11 protein-coding genes are annotated in these 14,927 nt (G+C 57.4%); 5 read left to right on the top strand and 6 right to left on the bottom strand.

Annotated features, from left to right (window positions below; all coding sequences use genetic code 11):
- Positions 1-82 precede the first annotated feature (82 nt).
- The 3 genes from WH298_RS15880 to WH298_RS15870 all read right to left on the bottom strand — a co-directional run bounded on the left by WH298_RS15880 (position 83) and on the right by WH298_RS15870 (position 4,425).
- Entirely contained in the window at positions 83-2,527 is a 2,445-nt protein-coding gene (locus WH298_RS15880; RefSeq protein ID WP_180823291.1) for a DUF3772 domain-containing protein, read from the bottom strand.
- 165 nt (positions 2,528-2,692) lie between these two features.
- A complete protein-coding gene (gene pbpG, locus WH298_RS15875; protein ID WP_007887852.1) occupies positions 2,693-3,622 on the bottom strand; it encodes a D-alanyl-D-alanine endopeptidase in 930 nt (309 codons plus the stop codon).
- 215 nt (positions 3,623-3,837) lie between these two features.
- On the bottom strand, positions 3,838-4,425 hold the full coding sequence (locus tag WH298_RS15870; RefSeq protein ID WP_007887853.1) for a Yip1 family protein: 588 nt from the start codon (positions 4,423-4,425) through the stop codon (positions 3,838-3,840).
- Between the two features lie 165 nt (positions 4,426-4,590).
- On the opposite strand from WH298_RS15870, the gene WH298_RS15865 reads away from it, so the two are divergent.
- Complete coding sequence (locus WH298_RS15865; protein ID WP_007887855.1) at positions 4,591-5,166, top strand: DedA family protein; 576 nt, start codon at positions 4,591-4,593, stop codon at positions 5,164-5,166.
- Here the strand turns inward: WH298_RS15865 and WH298_RS15860 are convergent, their stop codons facing one another.
- A complete protein-coding gene (locus tag WH298_RS15860) occupies positions 5,167-5,943 on the bottom strand; it encodes an SDR family oxidoreductase (RefSeq protein WP_007887857.1) in 777 nt (258 codons plus the stop codon). It abuts the gene before it with no gap.
- Positions 5,944-6,060: 117 nt separating this feature from the next.
- Between WH298_RS15860 and WH298_RS15855 the strand changes: the two genes are divergently transcribed.
- Together WH298_RS15855 and WH298_RS15850 are read left to right on the top strand one after the other, a co-directional pair.
- Positions 6,061-7,875 carry a glycoside hydrolase family 15 protein gene (locus WH298_RS15855; protein WP_007887860.1) on the top strand — a complete coding sequence of 605 codons (1,815 nt, stop codon included), beginning with the start codon at positions 6,061-6,063 and terminating at the stop codon, positions 7,873-7,875.
- 196 nt (positions 7,876-8,071) lie between these two features.
- Positions 8,072-9,124 carry a L,D-transpeptidase family protein gene (locus WH298_RS15850; RefSeq protein ID WP_049850945.1) on the top strand — a complete coding sequence of 351 codons (1,053 nt, stop codon included), beginning with the start codon at positions 8,072-8,074 and terminating at the stop codon, positions 9,122-9,124.
- A 785-nt stretch (positions 9,125-9,909) separates the two neighbouring features.
- Here WH298_RS15850 and WH298_RS15845 read toward each other — a convergent pair.
- Positions 9,910-10,935, bottom strand: coding sequence for a transporter (locus WH298_RS15845; protein WP_049850944.1), 1,026 nt, complete (start codon positions 10,933-10,935; stop codon positions 9,910-9,912).
- Between the two features lie 165 nt (positions 10,936-11,100).
- Here WH298_RS15845 and WH298_RS15840 point away from each other — a divergent pair, with 165 nt between their 5' ends.
- Positions 11,101-12,711, top strand: a complete 1,611-nt coding sequence (locus WH298_RS15840) for an inorganic phosphate transporter (protein WP_180823290.1) — start codon at positions 11,101-11,103, stop codon at positions 12,709-12,711.
- Positions 12,712-12,723: 12 nt separating this feature from the next.
- Positions 12,724-13,644 carry a polyphosphate kinase 2 gene (ppk2, locus tag WH298_RS15835; RefSeq protein ID WP_180823289.1) on the top strand — a complete coding sequence of 307 codons (921 nt, stop codon included), beginning with the start codon at positions 12,724-12,726 and terminating at the stop codon, positions 13,642-13,644.
- Here the strand turns inward: ppk2 and WH298_RS15830 are convergent.
- Positions 13,641-14,846 (bottom strand): MFS transporter, encoded by a 1,206-nt coding sequence (locus WH298_RS15830; RefSeq protein ID WP_180823288.1) that lies wholly within the window; start codon positions 14,844-14,846, stop codon positions 13,641-13,643. The genes ppk2 and WH298_RS15830 overlap by 4 nt on opposite strands.
- Positions 14,847-14,927: the final 81 nt, after the last annotated feature.

Below are 14,927 nucleotides of genomic sequence, written 5' to 3'. Positions count from 1 at the left end.
GTTGTTGAAAAGGTGACCATGAATGGCCACCTTACATGTAGGGTCGGCATTCATGCCGACCTGTTCATATAGAGCGCCGGAATTACGGCAGTGAATCGCCCTGCTGCTCTTGCGCAGCCGCCGCCAGGGCGCGGCGTTCAATAATCATGGTCTGCGGCGTTGACAGCATAATGCCCTCTTTGCGCAGACGCGTCAGAATATCGAACAGCAAATCACTCTTGGCACCGGAAATCTGACGCTGACCGGCGACGTTGCCGGTGACGCTCAGCACGATACCCGCTGGCGTCAGATCTTTGAACGACACCGACGGCTCTGGCGTCTCCAGAATGCGCTCGTTCTCCTGATAAACCTCCAGCAGAATTTCACGCACTTTTACCGGATCGATATCCAGCGGGAAGGTCAGCTGAATGGTCACCACGCCCTGCGCATTACCCATGGTGGCGTTACGCACATTCTGCGAGATAAATTGCGAGTTCGGCACAATCACCGTGGATTTGTCGCCCAGCTGAATCTCGGTAGCGCGTACGTTTATGCGGCGAATGTCGCCTTCGATACCGCTGATGCTCACCAGATCGCCCACCTTTACCGGACGCTCGGTCAGCAGAATCAAGCCGGAGATGAAGTTCTTCACAATCTCCTGCAAGCCGAAACCGATACCGACCGATAAGGCGCTGACAATCCACGCCAGTTTGTTCCACTGCAGGCCCATGATCGACAGCGTCAGCAGAATTACCAGCACGTAACCAATGTTGCTGAACAACGTCACCAGCGACACACGCATGCCGACGTCCATGGTGGTTTTCGGCAGGAAATCTTTGTCCAGCCAGCGACGCACCGAACGCAGCACGTAAATCCCCACCACCAGACACAGAATCGCATTGACCATGTGCGCCGGCACAATGTTCAGTGACTCCAGTCCTTTGCCGCCCCAGAATTCAATCACCTTCTGAATCAGCTCAATCGGCGTTGAGGAGGCGAAGGTACCGTTGAGCAGTGCCAACGCCAGAATAGCAATCAGCAAGGTTTTACCCAGCGCGCTCAGCAGCGTCGCCGCCTGCTGCAAATGGCGCTCATCAATATTCAGTGAGCTTTGCAGGCGCTTGCCGGTGGCATTGCTGGTGGAGAACAGGCTTTCACAGCCATCCTGCACCAGATGGCTGAGGAAGTAGAACGAGCCAAACAGAATGCCGCACCAAATCACCTCATAGCTGAGGAAGCGTGCCAGCGTGACATAACCGATGATCAGCGAGATCAAAATGGCCAGCGCGGTAAGCATCAGCGCCAGCTGCACCAGACCCACAATCGTCGAGCGCGCTTCTGGCTGATGGCCTTCCTGCACCATGCGGCGACGTACACGGTTCACGCGCATGCTGATGGCGAGGCCGGTGCAGCCAATCAGCAGCGCGGTCAGGCCGTTGGCAAAAATAGTGGTATTCAGGCTGGTGCCGACGCTGTAGTTAAAGGCTTCAACCGTCTGGAACACAAACACCAGCGCCGCGGTAAAGGGCGGGAACGGCTTCAGCGCCTGCGCCACTTCATTGGAGATGGCGGGCAAACGCCAGCTTGGTCGACGCGTTGACAAAAAGGCCCGACCTAAGCCAGCAATCAGTCCGCAGTAGACGCTGAGCTGCACCAAACGGTCGACAAAATCCTGCACGTCGCCGGAGACTTCATCGCGGCGCGTAAAGGCCTGCGCAAGGAAGTGGAAGGTCAACACCACTGCCGCAAGCGTGGTCAGGGCGATGGTGGCGGCCAGGAAGCTACGACGTAAACGCCCTTCCGGCATTTTGTTAATACTCACCCACGCCAGAAACTCTTCGCCGTAGCGACGGCCGATCGTCATCACCAGCATCGCTGCTACCAGCCAGGCGATGGTGCCAAAGCGCCAGCCCGACTCCCACGACAGCGCCGCGGTGTCTTGCAATTCATCACGAAAGTCGCTGATCTTCTCGCCGTCGAGATCCTGGCTGCTAAATACCGGCGCCCAGAAGCGCGGGCCGAAGATACTACCGGAGTTGAGCGCCAGCTGGCTTTTTAGCTGGTCACGACGCAGGTTAACGATCTGCGATGACAGCACCAGCGCCCCGTTTTTGATGCCGTCGGCCTGCTTGATTTGATCGTCCAGCTTGCCTTTTTGGTTCTCCAGCGCCGCACGTTTGCGCGTCACTTCCGGCGTCTCTTTCACGCCGCTATCGGCTTTGGGCGCCGGGCCGAGCACCGCCAGCTGGGCATCCAGTTGCTGGCGCTGCGGGATTAACGCCTGCCCCAGCGTTTCGGCATTGCCGGAAAGCTCCAGCGCCATCTCGTTCAGCTGGTTAAGCTGGCTCTCATTGGTATCGCCCGAGACCTGACCTTTAATTTTGTCGAGTATTTTCTGCATCTTAGGCAGCTCGACCGACGCGTTAACTTTGGGCGCAGCGTCCTCTTGCTGATCGGCTGCCGCGCTGTCGTCGGCAAAACTCAGTGCCGGGGTTAACAGCACCAGCAGCAGTAAAAATGGCGTAAGTAAGGAACGGAACTTGAACATGTTTAATAAGATTCCAGCGTAATAACAGCCGATAAACGCACGTGTGCAGGTGAATGGCGGCTAGTTTAAGACGTTGCCGACACTGAAACTATAGGAATGAAGGTGTAAAACATTGGCGCTAACGATAAGCGTTTTTGCAGGTGCCCGAAAGCACCTGCGGGAGAATTATTCGTTATTGGCGGTGAGGCCCGACTTCTGCTTTTTGTACGCCAGCGCAGCGGCCGGAACCGGTGCCGCTTTGCCGGTTTCCAGCCAGTCGCGCAGGCGATTAGCATCGGCAAAATGGGTGTATTTACCAAAAGCATCCAGTACCACCAGCGCCACCGGACGGTTGTTGATCACCGTGCGCATTACCAGACAGTGCCCGGCTTCATCGGTATAACCGGTTTTGGTGAGCTGAATACGCCAGTCGTTTTTGTACACCAGATGGTTGGTGTTGCGGAACGGCAGCGCGTAGTTCGGATGCTTAAATACCGCGGTGTCCTCTTTGGTGGTACTCAACTCGCCAATCAGCGGGTACTGGCGCGTGGCTTTCACCAGCTTAACCAGATCTTCCGCACTGGAAACGTTCTGAATCGACAAACCGGTTGGCTCCACATAACGCGTGTGCGTCATGCCCAGCGCACGCGCTTTGGCGTTCATTGCGCGGATAAACGCATCGTAACCGCCGGGATAGTGGTGCGCCAGGCTGGCAGCCGCACGGTTTTCCGATGACATCAGCGCCAGCAGCAGCATATTGCGGCGACTGATTTCGCTATTCAGTTTGACGCGGGAGAATACGCCGCGCATTTCAGCGGTATGGCTGATATCCACCGACAGCATCTCATCCATCGGCAATTTGGCATCCAGTACCACCATCGCCGTCATCACCTTGGTAAGTGAAGCAATCGGGCGTACGCGGTTAGGATGGCTGGAAAACAGGACTTTGTTGTTTTCCAGATCGACAATCATGGCACTGCCGGAGGCGATTTGCGGTTGGGCAATCGGCGCCAGGTTTGAGAGCGCCGCCGGCGCAGCGAGCGCGGGCGTCACAGCAGCCGGCGCGGCGACAAACAGCGCCAGCGACAGCAGGGAAATACGCATTTTTGCAGACATCGTGTCAAAAAAATCCGGTAAGGAGTTTTGCGCTGTGTTAAGACACAGGCCGCCCGCAACAAACCAGACGGGATGCGGGCTGGCTGCGATATCATACGCACTTCCCTGAGAAATTTCTTAACGAGATTGTTTCCGGGCGTTAAAAAGGTCGCCATGAATGGCGACCCTACGGGAGAGGTGTTGTAAGGTCGCCATTCATGGCGACCCGGCTACCACTAAAACAACCGTGGACCATAGCCCCACAGAATTACCGTCAGCGCCAGCAGCACCTCAAACACCAGCACGCCAATCGCCAATGTTGAACCGGAGAAACGCAGGCTCTCATCGCGGTCGATACTCAGGAACACCGGAATGCCGACATACAGCAGATAACCGGTGTATACCAGTGCGATCGCGCCCACCAGCACACACAGCCACACCAGCGGATAGAGCGCCACTAGCCCGCTGAGAAACAGCGGTGTCGCCACATAGCCGGCAAACACCGTACAACGCTGCAGACTTGGGCGCTGCGGGTAATTACGCGCCATCCAGTGGATCACGCGGCCCATCACCGCCACGCCGCCGAGAATAATCAGATAGAACAGAATGCCCAGACCGATACCGGTCAGCATGTTGAGTTGTACGAACTGCCCTTCGCCCAGATTCCAGCCCAGCTGCGTCGTGCCAATGAAGGCGCAGATCACCGGGATCGCCGCCATGAGCAAAACATGGTGGGTGTAGTGGTGCGAAACGCTCTCATTTTCCTGTTTGATATCGCGCATTTCCTGACCCGGATGCGCCAGTAAACCCCAGACATGATTCATACGTTTACTCCTCTAATGCCATGGGCTGCCCCTAAAGCAAAAGACCTCGTCAACGCAGGCAGCGTCTCTCAAGTATAATCGTCGCCGCCATTTTTGCGGGGAGCCACGCAAATTAAGCCGTTGGTATACACTAATAGCGATTTCAATCTTGGCAGGGAGGATAATTTGCATCTCGATATCAATGGATTAATTAGCCAGTATGGCTATCTGGCGCTGCTGATTGGCTGTATTGCCGAAGGAGAAACGTTCACGCTATTGGGCGGTGTTGCGGCACATGAGGGATTATTGCACTTTAGCGGTGTGGTGCTGGCGGCGATGATCGGCGGCATTATTGGCGATCAGCTGCTGTTTTGGCTGGGACGTCGTTATGGCACGCGCATTTTGCGGCGCTTCAGTAAGCATCAGGAAACCATCGGCAAAGCCAAGCGCCTGATTCAAAAGCATCCGAGCTTATTCGTGATAGGCGTGCGCTTTATGTACGGCTTCCGTATTGTGGGGCCGATCATCATTGGCACCAGCCGCCTGAAACCGCTGCGCTTTTTCATTCTGAATGTGATTGGTGCGGCGCTATGGGCGCTGATTTTTGTTTCGCTCGGCTACTTTGCCGGACAGATTGTCGCGCCGTGGCTGCATAAAATCGATCAGCATCTCAAGCCGGTATTGTGGCTGGCGGCGGCGGTGATTTTCGGCATCGTGCTGCGCTACATTATTCGCCACTGGAACCACCGCCGCGCCGGTTAACTATGCGTGATAACCTTTAAACTGCGGATTCGCCAGCATAAAACCACCGTCGACAATAAACGATTGTCCGGTGGTATAGGTTGCCCACTCCGAACAGAGCCACGCCACTAAACTCGCCACTTCACGCGTATCGCCGGGACGCCCAATCGGGATTTCCGGCATACGACGCCCTTGCTGGTCATCTTTCATATCATTCATCGCCGTGGCAATCGCGCCCGGCGCCACCGCATTCACCAGAATATGGTGCGGCAGTAAGCTCAGCGCCATAGATTTAGTCAAGCCACCCAGCGCATGTTTCGCGGCGGTATAGGCGGTGGCATCCGGCAGCGGCGTATGTTCATGCACCGAGGTGATGTTGATGATGCGTCCACCATCGCCCTGGTCGACCATATGGCGCGCAGCAATCTGCCCGCAGACAAACGCACCATCGACATCCACATCAAACACCTTGCGCCAATCCTCAAAGGTGACATCGAGAAAATCGGCTTTGGTCATCACACCGGCGTTATTGACCAGCACGTCGATACGTCCAAGCGAATTAATCAGCTGCGCCAGCTGCTGGCCACCGGCTTGCGGGTCGGAGAGATCGAGCTGCCGCACCTGCGCCAGCTGTCCACGGCTCTCCACCATGCGTGCGGTTTCCTGCGCGCCCTCTTCATCCGAGCGCCAGGTGATCCCCAGCGTATAACCCGCTTCTGCCAGCATCACGGCACAGCTGCGGCCAATGCCGGAATCGGAAGCGGTAACCACGGCGACTTTCTGTTTTCCTGAAGGCATAACATTCTCCTGATTGAGGGTGTCTTTACAGTATAGAAGTTATCCTTCTGTGCCTCCGGGCCGCCGAAACTGCCGTTTCGTCTATAGTTAACAATTACATACGGCAAAGGGGGCAAGATGAGCGAGATTAAACGCAGAATAGACGACCACGGCGTGATTGGTGATTTACGCACCTGCGCATTGATCGCCAACGACGGCACCATCGACTACCTTTGCTGGCCGGAGCTGGATAGCCCATCGGTTTTCGCCGCGCTGCTCGACAGCGATGAAGCCGGACTTTTTTCAATCGCGCCTGACTGGAAACATGCCCGCCAGCAGCAACTCTACTTGCCCGATACCAATATTTTGCAAACCCGCTGGCTCGACGATTCAGGTGTAGCCGAGATTACCGATTACATGCCGATCTGCGATGAACACAACAAAGCGCCGCGTTTGGTGCGCCGCGTGAAAATGGTGCGCGGCACAGCGAAGTTTCATCTGCTGTGCGCACCGCGCCACGACTATGCGCGCGCGGAAACCACCACCGAACTGCGACCCGGTGGCATCGCCTTCCTTGCCGCCGGTCAACCGAGCTTGCGCCTGAGCGCCACGGTGGTGATGACGCGCGAAAATCACAGCGCAGTGGCGGAATTCACCCTTAAAGCCGGTGAATCGGCCGAGTTTGTTTTTGGCAACGATGACGATCCCCACGTAGCCGAGATCGCCACCGAACAGTGTTTCCGCGACACGCTCGCGTACTGGCGCCGCTGGAGCAGCCACAGCTCCTATCGCGGCCGCTGGCAAGAGATGGTGACGCGTTCCGCGCTGGCGCTCAAGCTGCTGACCTCCCATCAGCACGGTTCCATTGCCGCCGCCGCCACCTTTGGCTTGCCGGAGGAGCTGGGCGGCGAGCGCAACTGGGATTATCGCGCCTCGTGGATCCGCGATGCCTCATTCAGCATGTACGCGCTGATGCGCCTCGGTTACACCGAAGAAGCGCGCGACTTTACCAAATGGGTTGGCCGCTGCGTCGAACACAGCCATGACGATACGCCGCATCTGCAGGTGATGTATCGCCTTGATAGCGGCACCGAGCTGCACGAAACCGAGTTGCTGAATCTGTCCGGCTACGCCAATTCACGCCCGGTGCGCATCGGCAATGACGCCTGGCGCCAGACCCAACTCGATATCTACGGCGAGCTAATGGATGCCATCTATCTCGCCAACAAATATGGCGAAGCGATTTCGCATCGCGGCTGGAAGTACGTCTCCGATATGATCGACTACGTCTGCGTGAACTGGAATCAGCCCGATGCCGGGATTTGGGAGATGCGCGGCGAACCCGAGCATTTTCTGCATTCGCGTTTGATGTGCTGGGTGGCGCTCGATCGTGCACTGCGCCTCGGTTTGAAGCGCTCGCTACCGATGCCGTACGATCGCTGGGATCGGGTGCGCAGCGAGATTCGCGATGATATCTGGCAAAATTTCTGGAACCCCGAGCTGGGCCATTTCACCGCCACGCGTGGCGGAGATTTCCTTGATGCATCGATGCTACTGATGCCGCTGGTGCGCTTTGTCAGCTCGACCGATCCTGACTGGATCTCCACGCTGGACGCGATAAAAACGCACCTGGTGAGCGATGGCTTAGTGCGGCGCTATAACATTCACGAGACGCCTGCCGATGCTTTAAAGGGAGGAGAAGGCTCGTTTGCCGCCTGCTCATTCTGGTACGTGGAGTGCCTGGCGCGTGCCGGGCGGGTAAGCGAAGCGCATTTTGAGTTTGAAAAGCTGCTGAGCTATGCCAATCCGCTCGGCTTGTATGCGGAGGAATTTACTCCGCACGGTAATGCCTTGGGCAACATGCCGCAGGCGTTAACGCATCTGGCGTTAATCAGTGCCGCTTTTTTCCTCAATCGTAAATTGAGTAATGAAGTTACCCTGTGGCAGCCCTAAAAATTCACATTTTGGGCTACGGATCCAAGAGAATTGTATGGTAAAGACAAGGATTTGCGTAAAGTTTCCGCAGCAAGCAAAAATCCTGATTTCCATCACTGTGCCAATGCACATATAATGCGCAGCGGGTCATACTGACCACGATGGATTCGACACACTGACAAGCCTGAAACATGGCCATAACGACTTGAAAAACATGAAAATGAGCATTCGCGCGTTCGCTTCACTCGCCCTCGCACTGGCGGCGTTCAGCCAGTCGGCATTTGCAGTTGTGTATCCGCTGCCGCCGGCTAACAGCCGTCTGATCGGCGAAAATATCGAAATCACTGTTCCTGATGACAGCAAACTTCCGCTGGAAGCCTTTGCCGCACAGTATCAGATGGGTCTCAGCAACATGCTGGAAGCCAATCCGGGCGTTGACGTTTATCTGCCGAAAGCTGGCACTAAAATGATCATCCCTCAGCAGCTGATTCTGCCTGACGCGCCGCGTGAAGGTATCATCATCAACAGTGCTGAAATGCGTCTTTATTACTACCCGAAAGGCACTAAGACCGTGGTTGTGTTGCCAATCGGCATCGGCGAGTTGGGTAAAGACACGCCAATGAACTGGACCACCAAGGTTGAGCGTAAGAAAGATGGCCCGACCTGGACGCCAACCAAAGCGATGCATGCCGAATATGCCGCACGCGGCGAGAGCATCCCCGCCGTGTTCCCAGCCGGTCCTGATAACCCGATGGGTCTGCACGCGCTGTATATCGGCCGCCTGTATGCGATCCACGGCACCAACGCCAACTTCGGTATTGGTCTGCGCGTGAGCCACGGCTGTGTGCGTCTGCGTTCTGATGACATTAAATGGCTGTTCGACAACGTGCCTGTTGGCACGCGCGTCCAGTTCATCGACCAGCCGGTGAAAGCCACGGTTGAGCCAGATGGTTCGCGCTATGTGGAAGTTCACAACCCGCTGTCGACCACGGAAGAGCAGTTCAACTCACGTGAATTGGTGCCAATCAATCTGACTTCTGCCGTGACCAAAGTGATTGCCGATGCCAGCACTAACCAGGATGCAGTGAACAACGCTATCCAGGCGCGTAACGGTATGCCGATCAAAATCAACGGTCCAGCCGGCGACGTTCAGCCAGCACCGGTGCCGGTACAGGAATCTTCTGACGCCTTGCCGAAAGAAGAGCCAATGACGCCGCAGGGTATCAATGGTGCAGCGCCAGCTGCTCAGCCGGCTACCAGCCTGTAAGTCTGTTTTGAGATGTAATAAGCCAGCCTGCGGGCTGGCTTTTTTGTGCGTGCGATAAGCCTGGTCGCCATAAATGGCTAATGCTAATCAGTTACTTTCGTTTGTACGGAGCGAATTTCGTTCGCCATCGGCTGGGGTAGTTTCAGCTATGCCGTGCGGCGACCGAGAAGAGGGCGTCTGGGCCACGCCCTCTTCACTCCCGGGCCCTGCGCCAGCCCATCCCGCCGCTTCGCGGTGCCTTCACTCCCTCACGATTCCTGACGGACCGGCGGCGATTCGCTCCTGCTCAGCGCCGCCTCTCGCCGCATCCCTGCGGCTCGCCCTGGAATCCCTCACTCGCTCAGCGGGTTGGGATGTCGCCTCAACACCTGCGCTGTAGCAGCAATGCCTATCCCTGAATTATCATCGCTGTAACGCCTGTAAGGTCGCCATTCATGGCGACCAGGTAGCCCTAAATCTTCAGCCAGCAAAATTTCAAACCAGATACGGTAATGACAGGCGACGGTTGGGCGCTATCCGCAGCGCCGAGCGCAGAGTGACGGCCAGGATGAGCCGACACGACGTCGGCGAAAGCGCGGCATGAGCCAGGGATGGCGAATCCGCGCGGTCCGTCAGGCCGGAGTGATAAGCGAGGGAACAGCGAGGACGGCGCAGGCGCGGATTGCTAAGGTCCGCGCCTTCGGACCTTAGCCCGGCCGCCGGCTTCACTCATTCTGAAACTGCCGGATGCTTAGCGGGCGGAACCCCTGCGATGCCAATTCACTGCTTGACGCGTGCTTAAGCGCTCAATCACGCGGTCGCCGAAATGCCAGCCAGCCGGCCACCAGCGTAAATGCCAGCACCACCAGCACCAGCAGCAGAAAGCCGTGCGGATTATTGGCCAGCGGAATGCCGCCGACGTTCATACCAAAAAAGCCTGCCACGATATTGATCGGCAGCGCCAGCACGGTAATCACCGTCAGTAAAAACAGCGTGCGGTTGCTCTGTTCCATCAGGCGCGCGGCAATCTCCTCCTGCAGCAGGCGAATGCGCTCCATCAAACTGGCCAAATCATTCAGCGCCACGCTGAACTCTTCGGTGAAAATACGCAGCTCACCCAGCGGTTCGCGCTTCAGCCATTTAGGCGGTCGATTTAGCAGACGAAACAGTGCCGCCGGTTCCGGCGCCAGCAGGCGCTGCACGCGCAGCAGCATGCGGCGCAGCTGCCCCAGTTCGCGGCGATTGGTTTTGATCGCCGCACTGAGCAAACGCTCTTCAATCGCATCCACCGCCTGGCTGGAGCGACGCACCACCTGCTCGAGCTGGGCTTCCTGCTCACCGAGCAGCCACAATAGCATCGCGTCAGAGTCGGCAAACTGCAGGCGGTCGATCTGCTGATGCATGCGTTCGATCATGCCAACCGGGCGAAAACGTGCGGTTACCACCACATGCGGGCAGCACCACATCCACAGCGTGGCGTTCTGCGTGCTGCGCTCCTCTTTGCTGAAGGTGACGTCATTGAGCACCGCCAGCAGCGCGTCGTTTTGATGTGCTAAACGGGTGCGCGGTGAAGCCGAATGTATCTCATCGAAAAAGTCGTGGTCTACGCCAAAGTGGTCCTGAACCCAGCGTTCAGCGCGCGCGTGATTAAGGTTGATGTGCAGCCAGATAAAGTATGACGCTGGCAGCTGTTGCTGCGCCAGTTGAGCGGCTTCGCGCGCATTCAGTCGCTGTGGCGGCGACTCAGGCGTAAACAGATAACCATGAATCAGTCCGGCCACTTCGTTATTGAAGTCCGGCAGCGAGGCAAGCGGTAAAACGGGCTGGAGCATAGCAGCAGGTTATTCCAGAGCGGTCAGATCCACAGCGTGCGACAGGGATGTTGCAGCAAGATGACACCGTTGGTTCGCCATCATCATTCTGTCATACAAACCCCGTATCACACTGGAAGTCAAAGGGTGCCGTTCGAGCATCGTGATTTAACACCGAGGTGTTTTATGGCTGAAAACAGTTTCCCTGCATCAACTTCCTCGTCCCACAGCGGACGCCCGAACCTTAACCGCGGCAACGGTCCGGCTTCACGTCTGATCTTTGTCCTATTGCTGATTGCCGGCCTGCTGTATGCCGGCATCAATCTGTTTAATGACGTTGAAGAGACCGGCGCACCGGTCACCAGCTATACGCCGTTCCTGCTGCTTGGCGTCGCGCTGATCATCGCGCTCGGCTTTGAGTTTGTGAACGGTTTCCACGATACCGCCAACGCCGTCGCTACGGTGATTTATACCCATTCGCTGTCACCCGGCGTGGCGGTGATGTGGTCGGGTTTCTGTAACTTTCTTGGCGTGCTGCTTTCCAGCGGCGTGGTGGCATTCGGCATTATTTCGCTGCTGCCAGTCGAGCTGATTCTGCAAGCGGGCAGCGGCCACGGCTTTGCCATGGTTTACGCCCTGCTGTTCTCGGCAATTATCTGGAACCTGGGCACCTGGTATTTTGGCTTGCCGGCTTCGTCATCCCATACGCTGATCGGTTCGATCATCGGCGTGGGCGTGGCGAACGCCTTGCTGCATGGCCGCAGCGGCACCAGCGGGGTCGATTGGGATCAGGCGATTAAAGTGGGCTACGCGCTGCTGCTGTCGCCGGTGGTCGGCTTTATCTGCGCCGGATTGCTGCTGCTGGCGATGAAAGCGTTTATCCGCAATCGCCAACTGTATGAAGCACCCAAAGGCAATCAGCCACCGCCGGTATGGATTCGCGGTTTGCTGATTCTCACTTGCACCGGCGTCTCGTTTGCGCACGGCTCGAATGACGGGCAGAAAGGCATGGGCTTAATCATGCTGATTCTGGTCGGCACCATGCCGATTGCCTACGCCCTGAACCGCTCGCTGCCGCCGGAGCAAATTCCACGCGTCGCCGCCTTAACGCAGGTAACCGAACAGCAACTGCTGACGCTGCAACCGGCGCCCGCCGCGATGCCCGCCCCGCGCGGGGTACTGACCGAATTCGTGCGCACCAGCCAAAACCGTCCGCAGGTACTGCCCGCGCTCGGCATGATGCTGGGCGATATCGGTGAGCAGATTCGCCGCTATGGCGCGGTGGAGAACATCCCGGCGCAGGCGGTGACCAACACGCGCAACGACATGTATCTGGCCTCCGAAACCATTAAGCATCTGCAAACGGCCAAGATCGCGCTGCCGGAAGAGACCGCGCGCAACCTGGCGGCGGTAAAGAAAGAGCTGGATGCTGCCACGCGCTTTATCCCGATGTGGGTGAAAGTGGTGGTGGCGATTGCGCTGGGCCTCGGCACCATGGTCGGCTGGCGCCGTATTGTGGTCACCGTGGGTGAGCGCATTGGCAAAACCCACCTGACCTACGCGCAGGGTGCCAGCGCCGAGCTGGTGGCGATGGCCACCATCGGCGCGGCCGACGCGTTTGGCCTGCCGGTCTCCACCACCCATGTGCTCTCTTCGGGCGTCGCCGGATCAATGGCCGCCAACCGTTCAGGCCTGCAACTCTCGACCCTCCGCAATCTGGCGATGGCATGGGTGCTGACGCTGCCGGTTTCCGTGTTACTTTCGGGGCTGCTTTACGCCCTGTTTATCCACCTGTAATGGGAGAAAATGATGGCGACACACGACAACAGCTTCCACAGCGAGACCTTTAACCAGCGTCTGCTGCAGGAGTTTTACGACAGCTACGACGAAGAGCTGGAGATGGAGCTGGATGACCTGCGTTTTAACGATAGCGCTGCGCCACAGGACGATAGCGACAAGGCGTTCCGTCGCCGCTATTTCCGCGAACTGCTGCATCTGCAGGGCGAGCTGGTGAAGCTACAGGATTGGGTGATGCGTACCGGTCATCGCGTGGTGATTCTGTTTGAAGGCCGCGATGCGGCGGGCAAAGGCGGCGTGATCAAACGTATCACCCAGCGCCTCAATCCGCGCACCTGCCGCGTGGCCGCCCTGCCCGCGCCCAACGATCGTGAAAAAACCCAATGGTATTTTCAGCGCTATATTGCCCACCTGCCCGCCGCCGGTGAGATCGTGATGTTTGACCGCAGCTGGTACAACCGTGCGGGCGTTGAGCGCGTAATGGGATTCTGCAATGAAAATGAAGTAGAGGAGTTTTACCGCAGCGTGCCCGAGTTCGAAAAAATGCTGACGCGCAGCGGCATCCAGATCATCAAATATTGGTTCTCCATTACCGATGAAGAGCAGGAGCTGCGCTTCCTTAGCCGCATCCACGATCCACTCAAACAGTGGAAACTGAGCCCCATGGATCTCGAAAGCCGTCGCCGCTGGGAAGATTACACCGAGGCGAAAGAGGAGATGCTGGAGCGCACCAACATTGCCGAAGCGCCGTGGTGGGTGGTACAGGGCGTGGATAAGAAGCGCGCGCGCCTCAACTGCATCAGCCATCTGCTGCAGCAAATGCCGTACGAAGAGAGTGAAGCCAAACCGATTATGTTACCGACGCGCGAACGTTCTGAAGACTATCGTCGCGCGCCGGTGCCCGAGCACATGGTGGTGCCCGAAAAATATTAATAACTCGTTTGCACGGCTGCCTGGCGGCCGTGCTGCAGTTGCAGACGCAGCGTCAGAGCAAACGCGCCCAGCACCATCAGCGCCGCCGCCAGATAGACCGACTGCATGCCCCAATGTCCAATCAATAAACCCGCTACCGGCCCGGTTAATCCCAGCCCTAAATCGAGAAAGGCTGAATAGGTGCCAAGCGCCGAACCTTGATCCTGCTGCTGCACCCGTTTCACCGCTTCGACGCCGAGCGCCGGGAACACCAGCGAGAAACCGCCGCCGGTGAGGAATGCCCCTAAATCTACCAGCCACACGCTATCGGCTTGCCAAATCAGCAGTAATCCGGCGCACTCCAGTACGAACGACACCAGCGCCACTTTCAGGCCACCAAAACGGGTGATGTAGCGACCAAAACCGAGGCGCACGATCACAAAACCGAGGCTGAACAAGGTGAGCGCGAACGCCGCCCCGCTCCAGTCGCGACTGGCAAAATAGAGGGTGATAAAGGTGGAGATGACGCCGAAACCGATGGTGCCAAATCCCAGCGCCAGACCAAACATCCACACGCGGCTGACCACGCGATGAAACGGAATACGCACGCCCGCGGTGACGTTGACGCCCGCTTTGCGGCTCGCCATCCAGAAGCCCGCAACGCCCATGATCGCCACCAAACCGGCAAAGCCGCTGATGCCGAACCACTGATTAAGCAGCACGCCGAGCGGCGCACCGATCGCCATGGCGAAATAGGTGGCAACGCCGTTCCACGAGATGACGCGCGCGGTTTGCAGCGGGCCGACAATATTCATACCCCACAACGTGGAGCCGGTGCTGCTGAAGCTTTCGCCCACGCCGAGGAACAGCCGCCCCGCCGCCAGCAGCGCCAGGCTCAGCATCGGCACATCGCTGCACAGGGCGGCGATAATCGACAACACGCCGCTCATACCGCAGAACACCAATCCCATCATCACCACGCGCTTTGGACCAAAGCGATCCGCCAGACGACCGGAGTGCGGGCGACTGAGTAGCGTGGCGAAGTATTGCAGACTGATGATTAATCCGGCGATGAATGAGCTGAATCCAAGCTGGTTATGCACAAATCCCGGCAGCACCGCGAGCGGCAACCCCACCGAAAGGTAGCAAAAGAAGGTAAAGACAATGACGGAGAGAATACGTTTATTTAACTGAGCGTTACTCAGTACAGCGGCGTCAGACATGGAAGGTGGCGTCGGGAACGGTGGCGAAATTGAGTCGTCACTATAACCTTAGCCTGCTAATAGATCGCGGATTTTTTAGTT

Origin of the sequence: Pantoea nemavictus, from assembly GCF_037479095.1 — a bacterium.
GTDB lineage: Bacteria > Pseudomonadota > Gammaproteobacteria > Enterobacterales > Enterobacteriaceae > Pantoea > Pantoea nemavictus.
Note: the sequence above shows the minus strand (reverse complement) of the source record. Positions and strands in the feature narration are given on the sequence as shown.

Coding starts and splice junctions, on each gene's coding strand:
- WH298_RS15880 (WP_180823291.1), bottom strand. CDS start 2,527: ATGTTCAAGTTCCGTTCCTTACTTACGCCATTTTTACTGCTGCTGGTG.
- WH298_RS15845 (WP_049850944.1), bottom strand. CDS start 10,935: ATGCTCCAGCCCGTTTTACCGCTTGCCTCGCTGCCGGACTTCAATAAC.
- WH298_RS15855 (WP_007887860.1), top strand. CDS start 6,061: ATGAGCGAGATTAAACGCAGAATAGACGACCACGGCGTGATTGGTGAT.
- pbpG (WP_007887852.1), bottom strand. CDS start 3,622: ATGTCTGCAAAAATGCGTATTTCCCTGCTGTCGCTGGCGCTGTTTGTC.
- ppk2 (WP_180823289.1), top strand. CDS start 12,724: ATGGCGACACACGACAACAGCTTCCACAGCGAGACCTTTAACCAGCGT.
- WH298_RS15850 (WP_049850945.1), top strand. CDS start 8,072: ATGAAAATGAGCATTCGCGCGTTCGCTTCACTCGCCCTCGCACTGGCG.
- WH298_RS15830 (WP_180823288.1), bottom strand. CDS start 14,846: ATGTCTGACGCCGCTGTACTGAGTAACGCTCAGTTAAATAAACGTATT.
- WH298_RS15840 (WP_180823290.1), top strand. CDS start 11,101: ATGGCTGAAAACAGTTTCCCTGCATCAACTTCCTCGTCCCACAGCGGA.
- WH298_RS15870 (WP_007887853.1), bottom strand. CDS start 4,425: ATGAATCATGTCTGGGGTTTACTGGCGCATCCGGGTCAGGAAATGCGC.
- WH298_RS15860 (WP_007887857.1), bottom strand. CDS start 5,943: ATGCCTTCAGGAAAACAGAAAGTCGCCGTGGTTACCGCTTCCGATTCC.